27 protein-coding genes are annotated in these 23,410 nt (G+C 38.7%); 20 read left to right on the plus strand and 7 right to left on the minus strand.

Annotated elements, in window-relative coordinates:
- The first annotated feature begins 52 nt into the window (after positions 1–52).
- A complete protein-coding gene (lysS, locus tag RICGR_RS03080) occupies positions 53–1,561 on the plus strand; it encodes a lysine--tRNA ligase (RefSeq protein ID WP_006034898.1) in 1,509 nt (502 codons plus the stop codon).
- A gap of 59 nt (positions 1,562–1,620) precedes the next feature.
- On the opposite strand, the gene rpmG is transcribed toward lysS, so the two are convergent.
- The 5 genes from rpmG to RICGR_RS03105 form a co-directional block, all read right to left on the minus strand.
- Positions 1,621–1,773 carry a 50S ribosomal protein L33 gene (gene rpmG / locus RICGR_RS03085; RefSeq protein ID WP_006034892.1) on the minus strand — a complete coding sequence of 51 codons (153 nt, stop codon included), beginning with the start codon at positions 1,771–1,773 and terminating at the stop codon, positions 1,621–1,623.
- Positions 1,774–1,787: 14 nt separating this feature from the next.
- Entirely contained in the window at positions 1,788–2,024 is a 237-nt protein-coding gene (gene rpmB / locus RICGR_RS03090; protein WP_040615142.1) for a 50S ribosomal protein L28, read from the minus strand.
- Between the two features lie 75 nt (positions 2,025–2,099).
- Positions 2,100–2,774: a RadC family protein gene (gene radC, locus RICGR_RS03095; protein ID WP_006034767.1), complete on the minus strand. Its 675-nt coding sequence runs from the start codon at positions 2,772–2,774 to the stop codon at positions 2,100–2,102.
- Positions 2,775–2,851: 77 nt separating this feature from the next.
- Positions 2,852–3,352: an EVE domain-containing protein gene (locus tag RICGR_RS03100; protein WP_006035374.1), complete on the minus strand. Its 501-nt coding sequence runs from the start codon at positions 3,350–3,352 to the stop codon at positions 2,852–2,854.
- A 53-nt stretch (positions 3,353–3,405) separates the two neighbouring features.
- Entirely contained in the window at positions 3,406–5,124 is a 1,719-nt protein-coding gene (locus RICGR_RS03105; protein WP_006035988.1) for a proline--tRNA ligase, read from the minus strand.
- 213 nt (positions 5,125–5,337) lie between these two features.
- Between RICGR_RS03105 and RICGR_RS03110 the strand changes: the two genes are divergently transcribed.
- The 7 genes from RICGR_RS03110 to ruvA all read left to right on the plus strand — a co-directional run bounded on the left by RICGR_RS03110 (position 5,338) and on the right by ruvA (position 11,099).
- A complete protein-coding gene (locus tag RICGR_RS03110) occupies positions 5,338–5,907 on the plus strand; it encodes a hypothetical protein (protein ID WP_006035225.1) in 570 nt (189 codons plus the stop codon).
- Positions 5,908–6,092: 185 nt separating this feature from the next.
- The gene (locus tag RICGR_RS03115) at positions 6,093–6,443 is read left to right on the plus strand and encodes an FmdB family zinc ribbon protein (protein WP_006035923.1); all 351 of its coding nucleotides are present in this window, start codon (positions 6,093–6,095) and stop codon (positions 6,441–6,443) included.
- 27 nt (positions 6,444–6,470) lie between these two features.
- The gene (aspS, locus tag RICGR_RS03120; RefSeq protein WP_006035286.1) at positions 6,471–8,243 is read left to right on the plus strand and encodes an aspartate--tRNA ligase; all 1,773 of its coding nucleotides are present in this window, start codon (positions 6,471–6,473) and stop codon (positions 8,241–8,243) included.
- A 94-nt stretch (positions 8,244–8,337) separates the two neighbouring features.
- Positions 8,338–9,165: a hypothetical protein gene (locus RICGR_RS03125; RefSeq protein WP_240992209.1), complete on the plus strand. Its 828-nt coding sequence runs from the start codon at positions 8,338–8,340 to the stop codon at positions 9,163–9,165.
- Positions 9,166–9,232: 67 nt separating this feature from the next.
- Positions 9,233–9,949 carry a YebC/PmpR family DNA-binding transcriptional regulator gene (locus RICGR_RS03130; RefSeq protein ID WP_006035120.1) on the plus strand — a complete coding sequence of 239 codons (717 nt, stop codon included), beginning with the start codon at positions 9,233–9,235 and terminating at the stop codon, positions 9,947–9,949.
- A complete protein-coding gene (ruvC, locus tag RICGR_RS03135; protein WP_006035338.1) occupies positions 9,949–10,503 on the plus strand; it encodes a crossover junction endodeoxyribonuclease RuvC in 555 nt (184 codons plus the stop codon). Before RICGR_RS03130 ends, ruvC begins: the two co-directional genes overlap by 1 nt.
- A complete protein-coding gene (gene ruvA / locus RICGR_RS03140; protein ID WP_006034731.1) occupies positions 10,500–11,099 on the plus strand; it encodes a Holliday junction branch migration protein RuvA in 600 nt (199 codons plus the stop codon). Before ruvC ends, ruvA begins: the two co-directional genes overlap by 4 nt.
- A 42-nt stretch (positions 11,100–11,141) precedes the next feature.
- Here the strand turns inward: ruvA and RICGR_RS03145 are convergent, their stop codons facing one another.
- Positions 11,142–11,741 carry an exopolysaccharide biosynthesis protein gene (locus tag RICGR_RS03145; RefSeq protein WP_040615442.1) on the minus strand — a complete coding sequence of 200 codons (600 nt, stop codon included), beginning with the start codon at positions 11,739–11,741 and terminating at the stop codon, positions 11,142–11,144.
- Between the two features lie 264 nt (positions 11,742–12,005).
- Positions 12,006–12,749: a hypothetical protein gene (locus RICGR_RS03150; RefSeq protein WP_006034779.1), complete on the minus strand. Its 744-nt coding sequence runs from the start codon at positions 12,747–12,749 to the stop codon at positions 12,006–12,008.
- 113 nt (positions 12,750–12,862) lie between these two features.
- Here RICGR_RS03150 and ruvB point away from each other — a divergent pair, with 113 nt between their 5' ends.
- From ruvB to truA, 12 genes are all read left to right on the plus strand, one after another.
- Entirely contained in the window at positions 12,863–13,918 is a 1,056-nt protein-coding gene (ruvB, locus tag RICGR_RS03155; RefSeq protein ID WP_006035779.1) for a Holliday junction branch migration DNA helicase RuvB, read from the plus strand.
- Between the two features lie 109 nt (positions 13,919–14,027).
- The gene (gene tolQ, locus RICGR_RS03160) at positions 14,028–14,729 is read left to right on the plus strand and encodes a protein TolQ (RefSeq protein ID WP_006035799.1); all 702 of its coding nucleotides are present in this window, start codon (positions 14,028–14,030) and stop codon (positions 14,727–14,729) included.
- Positions 14,719–15,177, plus strand: coding sequence for a protein TolR (gene tolR / locus RICGR_RS03165; protein ID WP_006035895.1), 459 nt, complete (start codon positions 14,719–14,721; stop codon positions 15,175–15,177). Before tolQ ends, tolR begins: the two co-directional genes overlap by 11 nt.
- Before the next feature lie 51 nt (positions 15,178–15,228).
- On the plus strand, positions 15,229–16,038 hold the full coding sequence (gene tolA, locus RICGR_RS07445; protein ID WP_006035087.1) for a cell envelope integrity protein TolA: 810 nt from the start codon (positions 15,229–15,231) through the stop codon (positions 16,036–16,038).
- Between the two features lie 244 nt (positions 16,039–16,282).
- The gene (locus RICGR_RS07450) at positions 16,283–16,690 is read left to right on the plus strand and encodes an RpnC/YadD family protein (RefSeq protein WP_050763998.1); all 408 of its coding nucleotides are present in this window, start codon (positions 16,283–16,285) and stop codon (positions 16,688–16,690) included.
- On the plus strand, positions 16,681–17,169 hold the full coding sequence (locus tag RICGR_RS07455; RefSeq protein WP_050764001.1) for a hypothetical protein: 489 nt from the start codon (positions 16,681–16,683) through the stop codon (positions 17,167–17,169). The genes RICGR_RS07450 and RICGR_RS07455 overlap by 10 nt, the downstream gene beginning before the upstream one ends.
- 278 nt (positions 17,170–17,447) lie before the next feature.
- Complete coding sequence (locus tag RICGR_RS03180) at positions 17,448–18,743, plus strand: MFS transporter (RefSeq protein ID WP_006035604.1); 1,296 nt, start codon at positions 17,448–17,450, stop codon at positions 18,741–18,743.
- Positions 18,744–18,843: 100 nt separating this feature from the next.
- Entirely contained in the window at positions 18,844–19,392 is a 549-nt protein-coding gene (locus RICGR_RS03185) for a cytochrome b (RefSeq protein WP_006034662.1), read from the plus strand.
- Entirely contained in the window at positions 19,389–20,744 is a 1,356-nt protein-coding gene (tolB, locus tag RICGR_RS03190) for a Tol-Pal system beta propeller repeat protein TolB (RefSeq protein ID WP_006035609.1), read from the plus strand. Before RICGR_RS03185 ends, tolB begins: the two co-directional genes overlap by 4 nt.
- A 22-nt stretch (positions 20,745–20,766) precedes the next feature.
- The gene (gene pal / locus RICGR_RS03195; RefSeq protein ID WP_240992210.1) at positions 20,767–21,327 is read left to right on the plus strand and encodes a peptidoglycan-associated lipoprotein Pal; all 561 of its coding nucleotides are present in this window, start codon (positions 20,767–20,769) and stop codon (positions 21,325–21,327) included.
- Positions 21,328–21,337: 10 nt separating this feature from the next.
- The gene (ybgF, locus tag RICGR_RS03200; RefSeq protein WP_006035457.1) at positions 21,338–22,411 is read left to right on the plus strand and encodes a tol-pal system protein YbgF; all 1,074 of its coding nucleotides are present in this window, start codon (positions 21,338–21,340) and stop codon (positions 22,409–22,411) included.
- 106 nt (positions 22,412–22,517) lie between these two features.
- Complete coding sequence (gene truA, locus RICGR_RS03205; RefSeq protein ID WP_006035769.1) at positions 22,518–23,312, plus strand: tRNA pseudouridine(38-40) synthase TruA; 795 nt, start codon at positions 22,518–22,520, stop codon at positions 23,310–23,312.
- The last annotated feature ends 98 nt before the right edge of the window (positions 23,313–23,410 follow it).

Genomic DNA, 23,410 nt, shown 5'->3' on the forward strand with positions numbered 1-23,410 from the left:
TCTGTTAAACTAAGAATCGTTAAAAAAATGAATGAGTTTGGAAAAAATTACTATGAGTCAAGAAAAAATAACGACCGTGAATAATGCGGACGATCTATTTTCACAACGTTTGGAGAAGCTAAACGACTTGCGGCAATGTTCAGACGCTTATCCTAATTCTTTTCGGCGCAATCATTTAACCGCTGATTTGCATCATCGCTTTGAGCAAGTAGACAGTGACCGCTTACAACAAAAAAATTGTTCTGTCCGAGTGGCAGGTCGGATTATGTTAAAACGAGACATGGGAAAAAGTTTATTCTTTGATATTCAAGATATGTCAGGGAAAATGCAAATCTATGTTAAACAAGATACAGTCGGTGTAGAACATTATGAAATGATAAAACGTTTAGATTTAGGTGATATTGTTGGGATTGTGGGTGTTTTATTTCGGACTAAAACGAATCAACTTTCTGTGAAAGCAGAAAAAGTTGATTTATTAAGTAAAGCGTTACGTCCTTTACCCGATAAATTTCATGGTCTTTCTGAATCGGATAAAGAGCAACGTTACCGACATCGTTATTTAGATTTAATGACCAACGAAAAAACGCGAAAAACGTTTCAAATCCGATCACAGCTTATTCAAGAAATTCGGCAATTTTTAAATCGTCGTGGATTCCTTGAAGTTGAAACACCCATGATGCATGTGTTACCGGGTGGTGCCTTAGCGCGACCTTTTATTACCCACCATAATGCATTAAATATGCCATTATTTTTACGTGTGGCACCGGAGTTACATCTAAAACGGCTTGTCGTTGGTGGCATGGAAAAGGTTTTTGAAATTAACCGAAGTTTTCGTAACGAAGGCCTTTCGACACGACATAATCCTGAATTCACCATGTTAGAATTTTATCAGGCTTATTCGGATTATCATGATTTAATGGATTTAACAGAACAATTAATTCGTGAATTAGCAAAAACTATTTTAACGACTGAACAATTGACCTATCAAGGTGAAATCTATGATTTGTCTAAACCTTTTAAGCGTTTAACAATGATTGATGCTTTACTTGAATATAATCCGGAATGGCAATTAAACGATGTTACTGAATTTGCTCGTTTAAAAAAAATTGCTGCGGATTTAGAAATTCAGCCAAAAGAATCTATTGGACAACTCCAATTCGCAGTATTTGAAGAGACTGTCGAAGAAAAATTAAAACAACCTACCTTTATTACCCAATACCCCATTGTTGTATCGCCGTTGGCGAGACGTAATAGTGAAAATCCGGATTTTGCCGATCGTTTTGAACTTTATATTGGAGGGCGCGAGTTAGCCAATGGGTTTTCCGAACTAAATGACCCAGAAGATCAAAGAGCGCGTTTCAAGCAACAATTATTAGCGAAATCAAAAGGTGATTCAGAAGCGATGCCCTATGATGAAGAGTATATTCAAGCGCTAGAATATGGTTTGCCCCCCACAGCGGGTGAAGGAATGGGTATTGATCGTTTAACCATGTTATTTACGGATTCAGTATCAATTCGCGATGTTATTTTATTTCCATTGATGCGGCCAGAGTCAGATTAAGAAACAATAGCCACTAAATCAATAAAAAAGCCTGCTTGAGCAGGCTTTAGGTGAGTGGGCTACTTGATCTTGTCTTCTTCAAAAAGTTCATGTTTTCGGGTGATAGGGTCGTATTTTTTTAGCTTTAATTTATGAGGCGTTGTTTTCTTGTTTTTATTCGTCGTATAGTAATAAGCACTAGCCGTTGATTTTAATTTAATTTTATCACGCATTATTTATTTCCTATTTAAACTTTTTCACCACGCCGACGTAACGTCGCAAGTACGTTATCAATACCTAACTTTTCGATAATACGCAAGCCTTGTGAGGTTATTCTTAATTTTACAAAACGCTTTTCACTGGCAACCCATAAACGACGGATATGCAAATTAATTTGAAAGCGACGTTTCGTTTTCCGGTTAGAGTGAGACACATTGTGCCCCACCATGGGTTTTTTACCCGTTACTTGACAGACCCTAGCCATAATAGTCCCCAATACAGATTATTTGGTACAGAATGTCCGCTTTATACCAAAAACACAAGGGGCTGTCAAAAGAATTTACAGTAAACCTTGTGCCGCAAAAGAGGTTATGCAACCTGACCCGATAATGATATGGTCTAATAAGCGTACATCAATGGCTGTTAAAATAGTTTTTATTTCTTGCGTAAGCCTTTTATCTGCATCACTCGGTTTGGCATTACCCGAAGGATGATTGTGAGCTAAAATGACCGCTGCAGCATTATGTTGATAGACTTGACGGATAAGCTCTCGAGGGTAGACCGTCGCTTCGTTAATGCTTCCGTGAAAGAGTTCTTTAAAAAAAATAAAGCGATGTGTATTATCTAAAAATAAACAGCTAAAAACTTCGTAGGGGTAACAGCGCAATTTGTGTGATAAGTATGCATGAACATCTCGTGGATTTTCAAACGTGTTATGTTCTTCAAGATTTTCTTGTAAGCAACGCGTAGCTAACTCTTTCGCAGCTTGAATTTCGACATATTTCGCTAAGCCTAAACCGAGGGATTTCGTAAACTGTTCCAAACTGGCGGCAACAATATGGCGTAAGCTACCAAATTGCGAAAGAAGTTCTCGGCTAATATCCAGAGCTGTTTTTCCTCGAACCCCAGTGCGAATAAAAAGTGCAAGTAACTCAGCGTCAGATAAAGCAGAGGCGCCCTGCGAAAGTAATTTTTCACGGGGGCGTTCCCTGGCGGGCCAGTCAGTAATGGTCATGATTACTTTTCCTTAAGTAAATTATTATTATTTTATATCGTTCATCGACAGAATTTATTATATTCAATATCTCTACTTTAAAATAGAGGTTCAGTACGGATTATTTTTTTTATCTGTTCATGATAAGGAACGAAAGACATGAGGTGTTGCCATTCAAGCGTTGTTAAAGGCATAACGGATAAACGATTTCCTTTTTGTAATAAACGCATCGTTTTTAACTGAGGTTCTTTTCTTAAAGATTCTAAAGTAATGATGGATTTAAAGATTCTGACTAATTGGACATCAACGGCATACCAACGGGGTTTTGTAGTATTTTTAGGATGATGGGAGTGGTCTAATGGAAATGCGGCTGTTTTATCAGGATACGCGGTCTTGACTATTTTTATTATTCCAACGATTCCAGGCTGAGGACAGCTCGAATGATAAAAAAATGCCAAATCACCTTTTTTCATTGCTTTTAAAAAATTGCGAGCTTGATAATTTCTGACACCATCCCAAGGTTCACGCTGTTGTGGGCGCTTGGCTAAATCGTATATGCTAAAACAAGTGGGCTCTGATTTCATTAGCCAATAATTCACTGATTTCTCCTTTTAATAATGTTTATTTATGCGTTTACATTGTTTAATGAGGTTCAATCTCTCGGAATATTAATTTTTTGGTGTAAAAAATTTAGGATATTTTCCAAATTCACCGGATGTTCATGTTTTTCAATTCTCGCTTTATAGGCAACGGTTTTTTCGAGTATCATTTTTTCATTGATGACTAAACGATGGGGAATCCCGATGAGATCATTATCTGCAAAAAGTTTACCAGGACGTTCCTTGCGATCATCTAATAAAACATCGATGCGCGCCTGCTGAAGTTGCTGATAAAGCGTATCGGCCGCTTCTTTTACGGACCGATTTCGATGATAAGCAATAGGGATTATCACCACTTGAAAAGGAGCCATGGCAGACGGCCAGATAATACCCTGGTCATCATGGCATTGTTCGATGGCCCCACCCACAACGCGTGAGATACCGATACCATAGCACCCCATTTCCATAGGTATTTCACGCGCATGACTGGTTGTAATGCGCGCATTCATTGCACACGCGTATTTATTTCCTAACTGAAAAATATGGCCCACTTCAATACCGCGCTCCATTTTTAGACGTCCTTTTCCATCAGGACTGGGATCACCTACACGGACTTTTCGTAAATCAGCAATGGGAGGAAGCGGGCAATCCCGTCCCCAATTAACGTTTATATAATGGAAACCTTCTTCATTCGCACCGCAGACGAAATCGGAAAGTACGGCTGCTTCGCGATCAATAATTAAAGGGATGGATAAACCAATAGGGCCGAGATAAGCAGAGGACACGTGGGTGTACGCTAAAATGTCCGCTTCATCTACAAAGTGGATGGGCGTTGCAACATCTGTTAACTTTCCAATTTTGGTTACGTTTAATTCATCATTACCACGGAGTATAAGACCGATTAAAGGGGATAATTTTCCTTTAACCACGACGAATTGAATCGATTGTTGAAGAGAGATATTCAGATAATCACTGAGCGCTCGCATCGTTTTTTTAGGAGAGGTGTTTACTTTTTTCAGTGCTTTCGTTGGTGCAGGAGGGCGTTGTTGAATGACAAGACTTTCTGCCAGTTCAGCATTAGCCGCATAATCACTCCTATCACTATAGAAAATGTGATCCTCGCCCGTTTGCGCTAAAACTTGAAATTCGTGGGATTGACTGCCACCAATATTTCCTGTATCTGCTAAGACGACACGAAATTTTAATCCTAAACGCGTGAAAATTCGACAATAACTCGCATGCATCATTTGATAGGTTTCTGAAAGTGAGGTTTTATCAGGATGAAACGAATAAGCATCTTTCATCATAAATTCACGTGCACGCATAACGCCAAAACGAGGTCGAATTTCATCACGAAACTTGGTTTGTATTTGATAAAAAATAAGGGGCAATTGTTTGTAACTGCGTACTTCGTGACGCACTAAAGCGGTAATGATTTCTTCGTGTGTCGGGCCTAAACAAAACGCGCGTTGATGTCTATCGGTAAGACGGAGTAATTCTGGACCATAAGCCTCCCATCGTTCGGATTCTTGCCATAGTTCGGCGGGTTGCAGAATCGGCAGTAGCACCTCTTGCGCATGAATACGGTTCATTTCCTCACGGACAATCGTTTCCACTTTACGTAAAACCCGTAAACCCAAAGGGAGCCAGGAATAAATTCCTGAGGCCACTTTGCGGATCATTCCCGCGCGCAACATCAATTGATGGCTTTTAATCTCGGCATCGGCAGGTGCTTCTTTCAGTGTGGGAAGATAAAAATGACTGCTGCGCATAATGGATAGCCCTTTAATAACCCCTTAAATGTGCTAGAGCTTACACCAGAATAGCGCTTCTGCAAAACCACGGTGTTAGTTAGTAGAACAATTAAGCGTGCCTAACGGTGTTTGATAAATTCAATGGGTTTATTTGTTATACTAGGAGCGTTTAAGGAATAAAGGAATAAGTGATCACGGATAAATTTTAATGTATTCAAAAAGCGAGTTATTATGCCTAACATCAACGAAAATTTTTCTAAAACAATTCCTAACGCCAGTGAAGGGGAGTATATTGATAACTCTTTTTATGAAAGTTTCGAAAATAGGAAAAAAGCAGATCGTTTTAGAAGGATTTCTGAACTTTCTTTGATCTTGGATAAAATGAACGATTTTTCAAATCAAACCAAGGATGAGAGGGTTTACGTATTAGTCAGAAAAATAAACGTATACTTCTCAGAACTGAATCAACTGATGAAGGATGATCCGATTAATCATTTAAATTTTGAATCTGAGAATGACGCGATTATTAAAGATTTTAAGAACAGTTTAGAATGCTTGAGGCATCAAGTAAAACAATTACCTTATTCTGATTATCGATTAGTCCATAATCTATATAAAATGATTAATCAATTACTCGAAAAATTAGCTGATTTTTTTATGAATGGACCGGTGATTAGTGAAGGGGTCTATATTTCTAATACTTCAAAATCAAATCATTTTAATTTTTTTCATCCCTCTCAATCCGTCGACAAAGCGTTAGCCGATTTGTCAGAGGCATTGAGCTTTTCTCATTCCAATTAAAAACATAAATCAATAAAGAAAGCAGAGGATGCTTTCTTTAACATGCCACGTTATTCTATACTGGCCAAACTGTAAGCACTGGATTAAAATGCCCATTATATTGTGAGTCTTCGATCCATAAGGTATTTACTGGATTCTCAATGTGAAAATATGAATAACTGAATTTGAAAAAATGAGGGAGTACTATGCCTATTTATGAATATGCCTGTCAGGCCTGCGGCCATAAATTTGATACACTACAAAACAGTAGTGACGAACCGCTAACGCATTGTCCCATTTGTCAAGAACCGACTTTGAAAAAGCTAGTTTCAGCGTCCGCTTTCCATTTGAAAGGAACCGGTTGGTATGTGACCGATTTTAAAAATCCGACGAAACCCGAAAATACAGAAAAAGACAAAGCGGATAATACAACGACGCCGAAAGAACAGAATAAAGGCACCGATAACGTTCAAGAATCGACAGCAAAAGAGCGTGTAGCTGAAAAAAAATCCGTGGATAAACCGCCTAAAACCGATCCATCAGAAAAAAAATCCTAAATTTTTTAAATTGAAAACGACACGATTATGCAAAGAACACATTATTGCCAGCAATTAAATTCAAATTTAGTCAATGAAACGGTGCACGTTTGTGGTTGGGTTCATCATCGTCGTGATCATGGCGGTATTATTTTTATTGATTTACGCGATCGGAGTGGTCTTTTACAGGTGGTGTTTAACCCCGAGCAGTCTGAATTATTTAAACAAGCAGAAACATTACGAAATGAGTATGTTGTGCAAATAAGCGGCGAAATACGGTTGCGACCTCAAGGAACAGAAAATACACAGTTAAAATCGGGCAATATTGAGCTTAAACCCACAGCGCTTATTATTTTAAATACATCAGCACCACTGCCTATTTCGATTGATGCCTATACACCGGTAAGTGAAGAAGTGGCCTTACGTTATCGTTATTTAGATTTGCGTCGATCTGAAGTTCAAGAACGTTTTCGGCGACGTACTGAGATGGTTAAATTAATACGGCATTTTTATGAAGAAAAGGGCTTTTTAGAGATTGAAACCCCCGTATTGACCAAAGCGACACCGGAAGGGGCACGAGATTATCTGGTGCCGAGTCGTATTTATCCGGGTGAATTTTATGCGTTGCCGCAATCCCCCCAATTATTTAAACAATTATTGATGATTGCAGGGTTTGATCGGTACTACCAAATCGTACGTTGTTTCCGTGACGAAGATTTGCGCGCGGATAGACAGCCTGAATTTACTCAACTCGATATGGAAATGTCTTTTTGTAGCGAGGAGGATATACAAACGCTCAATGAATCCTTGATCTGTTATTTGTTTAAAAAATTATTAGCGGTGGATTTACCCTGTCCTTTTCCACGCTTAAGTTATGCCACGGCCATGCAACGCTACGGAAGTGATAAACCCGATTTACGGATTCCGTTTGAGTTAGTCGATATTGCCGATTTAGTAGAAAACATAACGTTTAAAGTTTTTTCGGATCCAGCCAAAGATGCCAACGCGCGAGTGACCGCATTACGCATTCCTCAAGGGGCTGAATTAACACGTAAAGCAATAGAAACGTACACCCATTATGCGGCGATTTTTGGTGCGAAAGGATTGGCCTACCTGAAAGTTTTCGATCCGAGCCAGGGGGTAAAAGGTCTACAATCACCTATTTTAAAGTTTATTCCAGATGCGGTTGTCAATGCCATCTTACAACGAGTGGATGCTAAAAAAGGTGATATTATTTTCTTTGGTGCGGGCGATGCTAAAATAGTGAGTGAATCCTTAGGCGCGCTACGCGTTAAATTAGGCCATGATTTTAACTGCATTAAAGAAGGATGGTTCCCTTTGTGGGTGGTTGACTTTCCTTTATTTGAATTTGAAAAAGAAGAAAAACGCTGGAAAGCCTTGCATCATCCTTTTACGGCACCTAAGATTACGAATGCCGCTGAATTATTGGCAAACCCTGAAGCGTGTTTATCCCGGGCCTATGATATGGTACTAAATGGTTGTGAAGTGGGTGGAGGATCCATACGTATTCATGACAGTGCGATACAAAAAGCGGTATTTGATCGATTAACACTGAGTGAAGCCGAACAAAAAGAAAAATTTGGTTTTTTCTTAGAAGCACTTAAATTCGGTTGTCCACCGCACGGAGGAATGGCTTTTGGCTTAGATCGTTTAGTGATGCTGATGACAAATGCGCAATCGATCCGTGATGTGATTGCTTTTCCTAAAACACAAACGGGACATTGCCCACTGACGCATGCGCCAAGTCTCGTTTCTGAACAGCAATTAAAAGAGCTCGCTTTACAGATTCGTAAAAAATAACAAAGACGTCATCCATCGCAAGATGCAAGGCATTACAATTTAAGCGTTGAGTGAAAATGAAAGATTTTACGACGCAATTTTTTAAATAAAGGTTATGTTGCATTCAAACACAGCAAATTTTAACAACGCACTTCATGGCAATTATCGAATGCCGATTAAAACCATTTTTTTGGAGGCTTGGTATCGCGTAAAAGGAATGAAAGTCAGTTATTGGCTTGGGTTTCTTTATTTCGTACTGGTTATGGCGTTGATTTGTCTTGTGTTGGGATTAGTATTAGCGCTTTATGACGTGTACGTTTTGCCTTTAGCGACTGCGTATCATGCGGTTTTTTTTTATAATGCCAAATTAATGCTGAAATTTGTTGTTGTGGGAACCGTCGAAGTGTTCCGTTTCTTATTTACAGCTTCTTTAGCTTATATGGCCTTGCAACACTTACAATCTAAACCGATTCATGCCAAGATGGTTTTTTCTTTTCAACACGCCTTACGGCCTTTGCTGTTCATTGGTTTATTACTTTATCTATTGAATAGTTTTATTCTTTCCAGCACCAATATCCTTTTACATTCCGGGATCATTCAGCAACAAGTTGCTTTTTTAGGCCCCATTTTAACGAGAGCTTTTTTATTTATTATTTTCGGCATCTGTTTTTTTATCTATTTTTACTTGTCCGTTTTAGTCTTCATGACCGTCTTGCTCATTTTAGATCAGAAAATAGCAATAAAACAAAGCTTACGTCTGGCTTTCCAATCAATTAATCAACATATTTTTAAAAACACGGCATTAATTGTTTTCACAACCATACTATTCGGTCTTTTAGTCTTGATGACGCTAGGGATTGGTTTAATTTGGTTATTGCCAATGACCTCATTAGTGACGGCGATTCAATACAATCAAATTTTTTGTGGAGGTCATTTAGTGTAGTGTGAAAATAATCGTCGTTATTTATTTTACGAAAATGAAATGAAACGGTTTATAAGAAGAGAAAATTATGGCGGGACATAGTAAATGGGCGAATATACAGCATCGAAAAAATAAGCAAGATGCAAAGCGAGGTAAATTATTTACCAAATTAATTCGTGAAATTACGGTTGCTGCACGAATCAGTGGGGGGGACCTCAGCAATAATCCCCGTTTGCGTTTAGCTGTTGATAAGGGATTAGCGGCGAATATGACGCGAGAGACAATTGACCGTGCAATTAAACGAGGTTCCGGTGGTCCAGAAGGGGTTCAAATGGAAGAAATTCGTTATGAAGGTTATGGACCTAACGGAGTTGCACTATTAATCGATACGCTCACTGACAACCGTAATCGTACCGTTGCGGAAATTCGACATGTTTTGAGCAAGTCAGGCGGCAATCTGGGAAATACAGGTTCAGTCGCTTATTTATTTAGTAAAAAAGGAGTCATTACGTTTTCTCCAGGCTTTGAAGAAGAGCGAATTTTGGAGATTGCTTTAGAGGCAGGTGCAGAAGAGGTCATTACTTATCCGGATAAAAGTATTGATGTTTGGGTCGCGGAAAATCAATTCGTGGACGTTGTTAAACGTTACCACGCAAAAAATTTAAGTATCGCCCATAGTGAAGTGACCTGGTTAGCCAGTACACGCGTTGAATTAAATAAAGAAGACCAGGAAAAGCTAGACTGCTTAATTGACCTGTTGGAGGACTTAGACGATGTACAAAATGTCTATACGAATCAAGCCTAATGTTAAATCATAGGGTTAATGCGATTGATTATAGTAAAAATCGCATTATTTTGGGCATTGATCCGGGTTCTTGCATAACCGGTTATGGTCTTATTCAAATGGAAGGTTCAGAATTAAACTATTTGGATAGTGGTTGTATTAAGGTCGTTAATGTGGCTTTTTCTGAACGTTTGGAGAAAATATTTACCGGTTTGCAAAAGCTCCTACAGGATTATACACCTCATGAAGCAGCGATTGAACAAGTTTTTATGCATATCAACCCGCATGCAGCATTGAAACTAGGTCAAGCACGAGGCGTTGCATTGGTGGCAGCTGCATTGGCCAAATTAAGAATTTGTGAATATTCAGCAAGACAAGTGAAACAATCCGTAGTCGGGTATGGTGCGGCCAGCAAACAACAAGTTCAACATATGGTCCGTGTATTACTCCATTTAAATTGCACGCCATCAGTGGATGCAGCGGATGCATTAGCGATAGCGATTTGTCATGCACAAGCACGTCAATCAGAACAGCTCGGCGCCAAGACAGGTTTTCGACGAGGGAGAAGACGATGATTAATCGATTGCGCGGTATACTTGTTGAAAAGCAGCCACCGATTTTACTTGTAGAAGTGGCGAATGCGTTTACTTATGAAATTCAAGCCTCAATGCATACGTTTTATCAACTTCCTCATTGCGGTGAAAAAGTGTTTTTATATACCCAATTTATTGTCCGTGAGGACGGCCATTTTTTGTATGGTTTTAGTACACCTGAAGAGCGTTTTTTATTTACGCAATTATTAAAAGTGAGTGGTGTGGGACCAAAAGTTGCTTTAGGGATTTTATCAAAAATTGAAGTAACCGAATTTGTCAGTTGTGTAGAACAGCAAAATGTAAACAGTTTGCAGGCGGTTCCTGGCATTGGAAAAAAAACGGCGGAGCGGTTAATTATAGAAATGCGCGATCGTCTAAGAAATTTATCCCATAACCAACCCGAGATACTTGATAAAAATACCATTCAATCTTTAAAACACATCCAACAAGATGCAATTGCTGCATTAATGGCGTTAGGTTATAAAAACCAAGAAGCCAGTCGTGCCGTATTACGAATTAAAGACGCTTCACTTTCGCTCGAGGCATTGATTCGACACGCGTTAAACACTATAAATTAAATGTTCGAATCACGATATGGATCAAGGCTCCATTTCATGTGATTAAAAAAGAGTTCGAAGGGCTGATAAGATAAACGTGCAAATGAAAAGGAGATAAAAAACGGTTAAGAGATAAGCACCTATAATACAAATTCCATCTTTTTCTATTAAGCCTAAACTGAAGATCACAATCAATAAAGCAAATATAAAATTACTAAAGGGGATCGGTAAGATCAACAAGAGGGCTAAACCAAAAATAATAATGCCATTGATAGTCTCCATTTTTCGTGAAGTCATCACGAGCCATCTGGGTTTGAGGAATCGTTCTAGTTTGACTAAATAGGGAACCGTTGTATGAATAACGCGAATTAATTTTTCAGTGTTAATCGATCGTTTCGCAAGGGTTTTAGGTAACGTGAGCGTATTTTTCCCTGTGATCATTTGAAATGAAAAGAAAATAATAGGGAGACTAAAAATAAAAGCAACCCCGGGGATAATCGAAAAAGGTAACGCATTCGGTAGAGCAAAAAATAATAAACCCATGCCAAAAGCGCGTCTCCCTATGAATTGTAAAAGATCGTCAAAACGTAAGTTTTTATGCTTTAAGCGCGCGTTCTTCTCAATGTCGATGAGGATTTCAGAGGCGTGTTGATCCGTTTTCATAAAAAATTTATTTTTTCTGAAAGATAAAAAAATAAAACTCCTCAAATAGTATAAAGTAAAAATTATTTTTGTAATAATAAATACCTTTTTAATAGGGGGGACTGTCATTTCATCTTTAAAAAAGCGTAGTAGAGAATGAAATAGTGAATGTTGAAAAATTTTTGAGCAATTAAAAACGAAACGTAAAACCTAAATACGGAAAATCTTTAAACTTCAAGCGTTAATTGATTCATTTTTCAAGGAATTGAGAAGCGAAATACGAAGTTAATGATGAGGTGTTGATGAAAAAGAAGTTTCTAAATTAATTTCAGTATCCGGGTTGCCGTCTGTTGTGCCGAAAAAAGAGTAGGAGGACGTAGAGGGTTCTGAAAAAGAATGATAGTTTTGACTTGTGCTGGGTATTGCTGCTGATAATCTTTGTGTTTCTGAAGGGAACGGCAGGGTGGTTTCATGTTTTAAAATAACGTGGGTTTCTTCGATCGTTCTTAATTCGTTTTTAAGCGTACGCATTGTTTCTTTAAGTTGTTTAGCGGCTTTTCGATTATTAAACGTGAAATCGATAAGAATCCAAAAACCTAAAGCAAGCGGTATGGAAACTAAGGGAAGAAATTGAATGGAAAGAAGGGATGTGATAATTAATGTAAACCCGATTATTGTACTGATATTATCTGGAATAATATTTAAAAAATCTTTGATTTGTGGAGACGAATTGCAACTTAAACTATAATTTTTAAGTGATTCAAGAAGTAATTGCGTGTTTTTAAGGATATAATCTTCCACTTCCTGTTTGTTATTTTTAAAAAAATGATGCTGACTTAAACGATCGAATTGATGAATCAGATTTAAACCCTCTTGGATTAATTGAGTACGATGACCTTTGAGTTCTTTAATCTGACTTAAATCAAACGTATTTTCGTCGTTAGGGGTCTCAAAAAAGGGTTCTAATTGAGGTAGTGTCTCTTTTATTAATTCGGCGATTGTGTTTGAAAACGAAATAAACTGACTCATCTTTTTTTCTTGAATGCTTGATAAAGAAATCCTAATTCGCTAATAATAACACGATCGATTTTAAAAAATACATTGAAATCATTTATTATCCATCTTAATTAACCGAATCGTTTATGCCAATTTCAGATCGTTTAACTTCTGCCAAAAAAAAGAGAGAAGATGAAAAAATCTATCCGCGTATTCGACCTGTCGCGTTAGCTGATTATTTAGGTCAAACCTCAGTTTGTGAACAAATGACATTGTTTATTCATGCGGCACGCGCGCGCCAAGAAGCCTTGGATCACGTATTAATTGTTGGGCCGCCGGGTTTAGGTAAAACTACATTGGCAACGATTATTGCCCATGAAATGGCCGTTAGCCTGAAACAAACATCAGGTCCTGTGCTTGAAAGGGCCGGTGATTTAGCCGCATTACTGACGCACCTTGAACCTAATGAAGTTTTATTCATTGATGAAATTCATCGTTTAAGTCCTGTGATTGAAGAAATACTTTATCCTGCATTAGAAGACTATCAACTGGATATTATGATAGGCGAGGGGCCAGCAGCACGATCGATTAAACTCGATTTACCACCGTTTACGTTAATCGGCGCGACAACCCGCGCCGGATTGTTAACGTCGCCGTTGCGCGATCGGTTTGGAATTGTACAGCGCTTAACGTTTTATAGTGTTGCTGATCTTTGTCGTATCGTAACGCGCTCCGCAGGGATTTTAAAGGTAACGATTGATTCGATGGGAGCGAATGAAATTGCCAAGCGCGCACGGGGTACACCACGCATAGCCAATCGCTTGTTACGTCGAGTCAGGGATTTTGCTGAAGTAAAGTCAGATGGAAAAATAGACCAATCGTTAGCCGCACAAGCGCTGGATCTATTAGAAGTAGATAAAGAAGGTTTCGACCAGCAAGATCGAAAATTATTATTAACACTTATCGAAAAATTTGATGGCGGACCCGTGGGTTTAGACAGCTTGGCGGCGGCGATTGGTGAGGAGCGAGACACTATTGAAGACGTGATTGAACCCTATTTAATTCAACAAGCGTTTATTATGCGTACGCCTCGAGGGCGCGTGGCAACAAAAAAAACGTTTTCCCATTTCAGTTTGGCCATGCCCACACATCTTCAGGGACAAAAACAGATCGCTTATGATTTTTCTGATAAAATAAACTAAAGTGAATAGTAATCGCGAAGCGTTTTTGAATGGTGCATTGTACATCCGCTATCACACACACGTAAGCGTAAAGATTGCATCGTAAATACGTAATATAAAAGAGGTCAGAATGTCAACGATCGATCCTTCCCTTTGGAGTTACTTTTCAGCGGCAAGCGGAATCGTTAAATGTGTGATGTTCATTTTGCTGGTTGCCTCGATCTTATCGTGGTCAATGATCTTCCAATATGGATTCATACTGAGACGTTCAAGAAAACGATTAGCTCAATTTGAAAATAAATTTTGGTCAGGTATTGAGCTTAGTAAACTTTATACGGAGTTGAATCGTGAACAGGAACAACAGAACGGTTTAGCCAGTATTTTTCACGCGGGATTCCGTGAGTTTGTGCGATTGGACCAACACGTCAGTGATGTACCCGCGGTTATTATGGAAGGTGTGCAACGTGCGATGCGTATTGCGTATTCTGAACAACATCAATTACTCGAGAAACATTTAGACTTTTTAGCCACATTAGGTTCCACAAGTCCTTATATTGGATTATTTGGGACAGTGTGGGGAATTATGACTGCTTTTCATGCATTATCGGCTTCACAACAGACAGCTACTATTGCAATGGTGGCGCCCGGTATTGCAGAAGCATTAGTCGCTACCGCGATGGGTTTATTTGTTGCTATTCCTGCAGTCATTTTTTACAATCGTTACGCGCATCAAATTCAGCATTTATTGCACCATTATCACCGTTTTCAGGAAGAATTCTCAACTATTTTGTATCGTCAAATTCATGGCAATGCGGGGAATTATGTATCCTAATTTCCGTCCGCCTTTACAGCAACGGCGCAAATCGCTTTTATCTGAAATTAATGTAGTTCCCTACATTGATGTCATGTTAGTGTTGTTAGTTATCTTTATGGTGACGACGCCTTTATTATCACAGGGGATTAAAGTGAACTTGCCGCAAGCGCAAACACAAACCATGACTTCTACACAGGAACCTATTATTGTTTCTATTGATGAAAAAGGGTTTTATTATTTGAATACCCTAACGCATCCCCAAACGCCGCTAACGATTCAACAATTAAAACAAAAAGTGGATGAACAATTGAGGCGTGTTGCGGAAAAAAAAGCCCCACAACAGATCTTTATTAAAGGCGATAAAAAAATTGATTATGGTAAAGTCATATCCTTGATGGTTTTATTGCAACGCGCTGGAGCGATTAATATTGGTTTATTAACGGAGTCACCGCCACAGGCGGTTTAAATACGATGTATGCTCAGGTTTAATAGAGAAAACTATTATTCATATTCATTTTTGGCCGCACTTCTATTGCATTTCGTTTTATTTTTAGCTTTATTTTTAACAGTACGTCATCATACAACGTTAGTTTCTTTATCTTCTCCTGCTGTACAATGGATACACGCCACAGCGATCCCCATGGACACGCTTGTTAAAAAAAAGACGCCTCCTGTCGAGAAAATAAAGATACCGACTGAGGTTCCCAAACCCTCTGAGGTGACCAAACCCTTAAAATCCGAGTTAATCAAAAAAAGCCCGGTTGTATTACCGCTTGAGAAAAAAAAAGTACATAAAAACGAGCAAAAGCAAATAACGTCACATACACGAAATAAACAATCGTTATTGATAAAAAAAAGAATGCATCTTAAAACAACAAAAATAGAAAAAAAAATAATGCATAAGCCAAAAAAAATGACGCATCAACCGATATCCAAAAAATCATTAAAACTGGTTGAGAAAAATGTTCAACAATTACTGGATCAAGAATTAAAAACGTTAGAAAAACAATCGATTCATACATCCCGTTATGCCGCAACGATGGGCAAGTACCGACATCTTATTTTGCAGGCCATTGCTCAACAATGGATTATTCCTCCAGAAATGAATAAACACTTAGAAACGCAATTAACCGTGCATTTGGCACCGGGAGGGCTAGTTTTAGACGTGATTATTGTTAAAAGTAGTGGTAATTTAATACTGGATCGTTCAGCGCAAACGGCTGTGTATAAAGCGTCACCTTTGCCAGTCCCAAAAAATGAAGATTTATTTCATACCTTTCGTCACATTAATTTAATCGTCCGGCCTGAAGGGGTAATAACACAATAAGGTGAAGTTTTTCACCGGACGTCTTCTATCTATTGCCTTTTCTCTTAAAAATAGTGGATGAATCTCTCAAAAGGAGTCTTTAAACGTGTTAAGGAAAGTAACTTGATTCGGATTTGGCCGTAAAAACGTGATGTTACTTTACCCGAATCATTTTTTACGGATATATTAGATTTCCTATTATCATTTTAGACATTTAATGATAATATAGATATATCTGTTTAACGACAAATAAGGAAGAATAATAATGTTAGAAAAAAAGCAGCGAGCAAACCACGACTCTGCATGGAAAGATATTTTAGATGTTTATTTTAAAGAGTTCATGGAGTTTTTTTATCCAGAAATTGCAAAAGAAATGGATTGGGGAGTCCCGTATGAAACGTTAGATAAAGAGCTGCAGTCGATTACAACGGAGTCAATGATAGGGAAAACGTTTGTTGATAAACTCATAAAAATCAAATCGCTCAAAGGAAAAGAAGAAGTTGTTTTAATTCACATTGAAATCCAAGGGAAAAAAGAAGAGGATTTCGCTAAACGACTATTCCAGTATTATTGCAAACTATTTATAAAGTACGATCAATCTATTTTAACCTTAGCTATTCTGACAGATAGCAACCGAAATTGGCATCCTCAAAATTATCAGAGATGTCTTTGATTTTTCAGTTAACGTTTAACTTTAAAACGCATAAATTGATTAATTATTGCACTAAAAAACGAGAACTAGAGCGCTCGAATAATCCCTTTGCAATCGTCGTGCTCGTTCATCTTATCTTTCTAGAAACAAAGAAAGATCCTAAAGCGCGATTTATTATGAAGCTCCGATTAACGCAGCTGCTCTATGATAGAGGCTATGGGCGAGATTATGTAATAAATTTGGTTAAGGTGATAGACTGGGCACTCGTTATACCCAAGGATTTAGAGTTAGAATATAAAGAGAAACTCCATGAATTAGAGGAGGAGAAAAATATGAGTTATATAACAAGTTTTGAACGTTTAAGCCGAGAAGAAGGCATACACCTTAATGCTATTACAATCGCTAAAAAGCTTATTGCTCAAGGCCGATCCATTCAATATATTCACGATCTAACCCATTTATCTGAAAATGAAGTGATGGACTTAGTTGACAAGCGCTAAGATTATGTTGCGACCAATCATGATAACTTCACTCGAGAGCAAGTTGAATGCGTGAAATTTATTTCTATCAACAGGATTGGTTCATTATAAAATCTTCTATCACTAAAAATTGAAAACTCATTGTGCAGTAACAATAAAATAGACGCGCGAAACTCCCGAAATAAAAACACACGTTCCGTGGATAGACAAAATTTTTTACAGTGTTTACTATAAAGCGCGATCAATAACCAGGGAATGCTTGGCTTATTGTCAGTTAACTTATGTTTGAGATAAATTAAATGTTGAATGACCGCTTTATTGGAAACACGATTACGCGAACCTATTATCCATGGTTAATGTGGGGCTTGGCGGCGAGTGCTTTTTTTATCGAATATTTTGCCAGGGTATCGCCGGGCGTAATGATTGACTCATTAATGCACGATTTTAATGTGCAGGCCTTAGCGTTAGGGAGCTTATCGGCTTTTTTCTATTATACCTATGTGGGTATGCAAATTCCCGTGGGTATCCTCGTTGATCGTTTTAGCTTACGCTGGTTACTTACCAGCATGATTTTTCTTTGTGGTGTATCCTGTCTTATTTTTGCAACAACAACGCATCTTGAAATAGCTGCACTATCCCGTTTAATGATGGGTTTTGCAGCTGCCTTTGCCTTCGTGAGCGCTTTAAAAGTAGCTGCGGTGTGGTTTCCCGCAGAAAAATTTGGTTTGTTAGCCGGTTTAACACAAGCCTTGGGCATGCTCGGTGCGGCTTTCGGTCAAATGCCAATGGCTTATTTAGTTATCCATTGGGGTTGGCGTGCGGCTTTAGTTTTTATTGCGAGTTTAATGCTATTACTTTCTGCGCTGGTTGCCTTACTCGTGCGCGATCCGGTTGTACCGGTTACCTCGTTTAAAATTAAAAAAAACTATTTCCTTTGGTCCGGTTTAATACGTGTGTTACGAAATCCACAAAGTTGGTGGAATGCCTTATTCGCAGGCTTACTTTACGCGCCTACGGCTGCTTTGGCAGAACTATGGGGTGTTAAATTTTTTCGTCAAACGTATGGATTAAGCAACGAGGTTGCTGCGATGGGTATTAGTTTAATCTTTATCGGTTGGGCGATAGGGGGTCCTTTAATGGGTTGGGTTTCCGATAAAATTCAACGACGAAAACCGATGCTTATTTTATCAGCGAGTTTAAGTTTATTCATGGCAGGGTTGGTTATTTTGTTACCCCACTTAAATTTAGGAATACTGTTTAGTGTGTTATTTTTATATGGGTTTTCGAATACAGGAGTTGCTATTGCCTATGCGGTTGCATCAGAAATTAATCCGCAATCGACAGCAGGAACTTCAGTTGCATTTTCCAATATGGCATCCGTTATTATCGGTGCTGGGTTTCAACCATTGATTGGCTGGCTATTACAAAAAAATTGGGATGGCGCAATGATACACGGTTTACCTTATTATTCTAATGATGATTTTCGCAGGGCGTTATTGACCTTGCTGCTCAGCTTATTGTTAGCCTTATTCGTGGCCTGTGGTATTAAAGAAACCTATTGTCGACGCGTTAAAGAATGCGTGCGATCGTCATAAATTCTATTTATTTCAAGCGGATAAAAAATAGGCCTATTTTTAATTCCCCGGTTGATTATAATAAACTAGAGTTTTCAACGTTCGTTAATTATGGTTTCTGATGTTAAAAAATACAGTAACGATTTATGGTAGTGTCACTAAATTTTTTCATTGGTTGATGGTCGTGCTCATTATCAGCATGTTTATCATCGCTTATACGATGATTAATATTCCGACATCGTCTTTTAGTGATAATTTGTATAAGCTCCATAAAGCAACAGGCTTGCTTATCTTCGGTTTAGTCGTCCTCAGATTGTTTTGGCACGTTATCAATGTGACACCGAAATTACCGCCTTCAATCCCTTTTTGGCAACGTCGTTTAGCAGCGTTTAATGTGATTGCATTGTACTTATTCATGTTCCTCATGCCGATAACGGGATTTTTTATGTCAAGCTTTAGTCAGCATGCGATTAGTTTTTACGGTATTTTTACACTACCACCGTTAGCCAATAAACCATTAGTCGCACAATTTTTTGCTAAAGCGCATGAAATCATCGCTTATTTATTTATCGCATCTTTGATACTACATGTTATTGGTGCATTTTATCACCCTGTTTTGAAACGAATGTGGGTATTACCCAAAAGTAGCACGATGGAGAATAATAAATGAATGGGTTTCGTTTAAAAAAATCGTTTTATCGCTTTAAAAAATGGGTTTCTTCGTTCATTTATGCAATAACCTTTAGTAGTTTAGGGTGGACTCAGAACGCAGTCGCCGCATTGAATTTGGAATTGACCCAAGGTGTTGCCAATCGATTGCCGATTGCTATTGTGCCTTTTGAACAGACAGAAACGTTCTCATCTGAACAGGATATCAGTCAGGTGATTGAATCTGATCTAAACCATAGTGGCCAATTTAAGGTGACTATTGCAAACCGACAGGCGTTACCACAACCTTATACGCTGGATAAAATTTCAATACCTTATTGGCGAGCACAGCATATCGATGATGTTGTACGAGGGAAGATAACGTCGATGGGTCATGGACGATATCGAGTCTATATGGATGTGGTGCACGTTGCGCAAGGGCGTAAACAAATTTTAACGCACACTGAATTAACTGTACGTGATACCCAGTTACGCGCTTTTGGACATCATTTAAGTGATCTCATTTATGAAAAATTAACGGGGGTTCGAGGCATTTTTTCGACGCGTATTGCGTATATACTTGTGACACGTCAAAAAAATCATCGTGTATATCGTTTACAGATAGCCGATATGGATGGACATAACGCAAAATCATTATTAACATCCACACAACCGATTATGTCACCTTCGTGGTCGCATGATGGAAAGCGTATTGCCTATGTTTCTTTTGAAAAAATTATGCCACGTATTTATATTCAAACGATTGCAACCGGTCAACGCCAAGTGATAAGCGATTATCCAGGTATTAATGGCGCGCCTGCGTGGTCGCCTGATGATAAAAAGCTCGCATTAGCCTTGTCTAAAAATAGTGCAGCACCAAAAATTTATTTCATCAATTTAGAGAATAAACGCTTAAGCCAAGTCAGTTTTGGGTTTTCTATTGATACCGAACCGACGTGGTCGCAGGATGGAAAATCATTATTATTCACCTCAGACCGAGGAGGCGGGCCACAAATTTATCAAATAAATTTAAACGGCAAGCAGCTACAACGCATTACGTTTGATGGAAGTTATAATGCCCGTGCATCTTATTCGCCGGATGGAAAAATGATAGTGGTACTCAATCGAGACCAAGGAATGTATAATATAGCGGTCCAAGATTTAGAGGATGATACGTTATTCAGTGTGACCCATTCAGGTTATGAGGCATCACCCAGTTTTTCACCGAATGGGCAAATGATTTTGTTTGAATCAAAACCGGATAAACGGGGGTTATTAGGCATGGCTTCAGTTGATGGACGAATTAATTGCCGCTTACCGACGCCTGAAGGCGATGTACAAGATCCCGTCTGGTCGCCTTTTTTATCGAGTTAACGAATTTAATTGAGGGGTGTTTATGTTAATAAAAAGATGCTTAAGAATGAGTGTTATGGTGGCTATGTTGCTGAGTTTAGGTGCTTGCGCAACGCCTGATAATAATGAATTCGATGAAGCGAATACAGTATCTACGAAAACCGACAGTCTCTTGCAAACCGACAGTGCCTTAACGCAAGGGATAGAGGATGATGGCTTTTACCATGATGAAAACAGACACCCTCTACACGTTGGCGATCAAACCTATCATTTTGATTTTAATCAATCGTTTGTTCGTGAAGAAGACAAACCATCATTGCAAATTCAAGCCCATTATCTTATTAGCCATCCGCAAACGAAGATCTTAATAGTGGGTAATACAGATGAACGAGGTAGCCGTGAATATAATATTGGTTTGGGCCAACGTCGTGCATTAAGTGTTGAACGTTTTTTAATCGCGAATGGTGTGAGTAAGAAACAAATTTTAACGGTCAGTTACGGTGCTGAAAAACCAGTGGCATTTGGTCATAGCGAAGCCGATTATGCTAAAAATCGACGTGCTGATTTACAATATCAAACGCCAGTGATTACTGATGTCAATTAGGGACTCCTTTATGAGATCGAATGTAGAGTTAAATCGTGTACGTTTACGTTTAGCGAAAAGAAACTTTTTACGGGTTTCAGGGATCAATGCGAGTTTGCTGATTAAATCGATGAAGCTCGGTTTATGTGGAGTCGGCCTGTGTGTGAGTCTATTTGCTTTCGCATTAGCGCCGGTTGTTGACGCTTACGATGATGAGAATGATGATACTCCCGCAGCGGTAACCCATTCAACGCCAGTTCCTGAACAACAAGAATCGACTCAAACATCCCGCTCAACACGTAATCCGGTGCCATCGGTTACACCATCTGTGCCGACCAATTCCGTTTCTTTTTCTTTGGAGCAGCGCGTCACCATTTTAGAGCGTCAAATTACGAATCTTAATCCACTTTTGATTCAAATAGATGATTTGCAACAACAAATGCAAATTTTTCAAGGAAAACTGGAAGCGCAACAACATGCCGTCAAACTATTAGAAGACCAAATACGCCATCAGTATTCAGCACTCGACAAACGTCTTAATCAGCGAAATACGCCGATAGCGATTGGAAAATCGAATGTTTCACCAACCTATAGTCCGTTAAGCGCGCGTTCGGTAGTCGATTTGAGTCACGAGAAAAAAGAAGGTCCAAACGATCGCAAATCAATGCAGCCCAATGCGGCTCCGAGTGCGGCCGCGGAACGCGCTTATCAAGCGGCTTTTCAATTATTAAAAACGAAACAATATAATGAAGCAATATCGGCATTTGAAGCGTTTAATAAAAAATTTCCGAATGATCTGAATGGTGCGAATGCGGATTATTTTTTAGGCCAGTTATATTTATTACAAGGACAAGCGGATTCAGCCATTCGTTTTTTTAAACAGTTTATTACACGTTATAGTCAAGATGCGCGTGTTCCAGATGCGATGCTGCAGTGCGGTTTAGCTTATTTTGCCAAAGGCGATAAAGCAGCTGCCACGGGACTCTTTGAAAAATTAATTCAACAATATCCTGATTCCAAAGCAGCACAAGCCGCCGAGGCTCGTCTTCAACAATTTAAAGCCATGATTTCTACTGCAGCGATTTCTACGAAAAATAAAGCATAAAAAATTCGATTATTCGTTAGAGCCGTTTAATCCGGTTAGAAACGAGGCTTTTTATTTTGAACGTCTATCAATAATAATAACTAGTCACTCAGAGAACATAAAATAGATGAGAATAGCATTCGGTATTTCCTATCAAGGGGGTGCTTATCATGGTTGGCAATCCCAAACGAAATTACCCTGTATACAAACCTATTTAGAACGTGCAATAAGCCGCGTTGCTGATCATTCTGTACGCTTACAGTGTGCGGGTCGTACGGATAAAGGGGTACATGCTTTAAGTCAAGTGGTTCATTTTGATACCGATGTCTGGCGTTCCAAAAAATCATGGTTGTTTGGCTCGAATAGTTATTTACCGCCGGATATTCGGGTCAATTGGGTGCAGGTTGTGGAAGATACTTTCCATGCACGATTTTCTGCATTGGCACGTCGTTACCGCTATATTATTTATAATCGACACTTAAAAAGTGCGCTATGGAACGCGTATACCAGTCATTGTTGCTATCCATTAAATGAAAAGGATATGCATCGGGCGGCACAGTATCTTGTGGGAGAGCATGATTTTAGTTCATTCCGTGCAGCTAGCTGCCAAGCAAACCATGCGTTGCGTGAGATACAACATATTCAGGTTAAACGCCACGGGGACTACGTGATTATGGATATTCAAGCGAATGCTTTTTTACATCATATGGTACGCAATATTAGTGCGGTGCTGATGTTAATCGGTCAAGGTAAAAAATCGACGTTATGGGCACAAGAAGTCTTATTCGCACAAAATCGTAAAATGGCGGATGTCACTGCATCGCCAACGGGCTTATATTTATCTCACGTTATTTATCCTGAACGTTTTTCACTACCCCAATCAGAGAATCATTTTTTTAATTTTCTATCCATTTGTGAATAAGGCATGAATTTTTCAATTTTAAATGAGGGTATCATTCTTGTTTTACCGATACTCTTACGCTATAGGTCAATAAAACGCTTGGTTTTAATAAAGTGCTA

Source organism: Rickettsiella grylli (genome assembly GCF_000168295.1).
Classification (GTDB): domain Bacteria; phylum Pseudomonadota; class Gammaproteobacteria; order Diplorickettsiales; family Diplorickettsiaceae; genus Aquirickettsiella; species Aquirickettsiella grylli.

Bases quoted from the DNA above. Each gene is read 5' to 3' on its own strand.
- lysS (WP_006034898.1), top strand. From the start codon at position 53: ATGAGTCAAGAAAAAATAACGACCGTGAATAATGCGGACGATCTATTT.
- rpmG (WP_006034892.1), bottom strand. From the start codon at position 1,773: ATGCGTGATAAAATTAAATTAAAATCAACGGCTAGTGCTTATTACTAT.
- rpmB (WP_040615142.1), bottom strand. From the start codon at position 2,024: ATGGCTAGGGTCTGTCAAGTAACGGGTAAAAAACCCATGGTGGGGCAC.
- radC (WP_006034767.1), bottom strand. From the start codon at position 2,774: ATGACCATTACTGACTGGCCCGCCAGGGAACGCCCCCGTGAAAAATTA.
- RICGR_RS03105 (WP_006035988.1), bottom strand. From the start codon at position 5,124: ATGCGCAGCAGTCATTTTTATCTTCCCACACTGAAAGAAGCACCTGCC.
- RICGR_RS03110 (WP_006035225.1), top strand. From the start codon at position 5,338: ATGCCTAACATCAACGAAAATTTTTCTAAAACAATTCCTAACGCCAGT.
- RICGR_RS03115 (WP_006035923.1), top strand. From the start codon at position 6,093: ATGCCTATTTATGAATATGCCTGTCAGGCCTGCGGCCATAAATTTGAT.
- aspS (WP_006035286.1), top strand. From the start codon at position 6,471: ATGCAAAGAACACATTATTGCCAGCAATTAAATTCAAATTTAGTCAAT.
- RICGR_RS03125 (WP_240992209.1), top strand. From the start codon at position 8,338: ATGTTGCATTCAAACACAGCAAATTTTAACAACGCACTTCATGGCAAT.
- RICGR_RS03130 (WP_006035120.1), top strand. From the start codon at position 9,233: ATGGCGGGACATAGTAAATGGGCGAATATACAGCATCGAAAAAATAAG.
- ruvC (WP_006035338.1), top strand. From the start codon at position 9,949: ATGTTAAATCATAGGGTTAATGCGATTGATTATAGTAAAAATCGCATT.
- ruvA (WP_006034731.1), top strand. From the start codon at position 10,500: ATGATTAATCGATTGCGCGGTATACTTGTTGAAAAGCAGCCACCGATT.
- RICGR_RS03145 (WP_040615442.1), bottom strand. From the start codon at position 11,741: ATGAAAACGGATCAACACGCCTCTGAAATCCTCATCGACATTGAGAAG.
- RICGR_RS03150 (WP_006034779.1), bottom strand. From the start codon at position 12,749: ATGAGTCAGTTTATTTCGTTTTCAAACACAATCGCCGAATTAATAAAA.
- ruvB (WP_006035779.1), top strand. From the start codon at position 12,863: ATGCCAATTTCAGATCGTTTAACTTCTGCCAAAAAAAAGAGAGAAGAT.
- tolQ (WP_006035799.1), top strand. From the start codon at position 14,028: ATGTCAACGATCGATCCTTCCCTTTGGAGTTACTTTTCAGCGGCAAGC.
- tolR (WP_006035895.1), top strand. From the start codon at position 14,719: ATGTATCCTAATTTCCGTCCGCCTTTACAGCAACGGCGCAAATCGCTT.
- RICGR_RS07450 (WP_050763998.1), top strand. From the start codon at position 16,283: ATGTTAGAAAAAAAGCAGCGAGCAAACCACGACTCTGCATGGAAAGAT.
- RICGR_RS07455 (WP_050764001.1), top strand. From the start codon at position 16,681: ATGTCTTTGATTTTTCAGTTAACGTTTAACTTTAAAACGCATAAATTG.
- RICGR_RS03180 (WP_006035604.1), top strand. From the start codon at position 17,448: ATGTTGAATGACCGCTTTATTGGAAACACGATTACGCGAACCTATTAT.
- RICGR_RS03185 (WP_006034662.1), top strand. From the start codon at position 18,844: ATGTTAAAAAATACAGTAACGATTTATGGTAGTGTCACTAAATTTTTT.
- tolB (WP_006035609.1), top strand. From the start codon at position 19,389: ATGAATGGGTTTCGTTTAAAAAAATCGTTTTATCGCTTTAAAAAATGG.
- pal (WP_240992210.1), top strand. From the start codon at position 20,767: ATGTTAATAAAAAGATGCTTAAGAATGAGTGTTATGGTGGCTATGTTG.
- ybgF (WP_006035457.1), top strand. From the start codon at position 21,338: ATGAGATCGAATGTAGAGTTAAATCGTGTACGTTTACGTTTAGCGAAA.
- truA (WP_006035769.1), top strand. From the start codon at position 22,518: ATGAGAATAGCATTCGGTATTTCCTATCAAGGGGGTGCTTATCATGGT.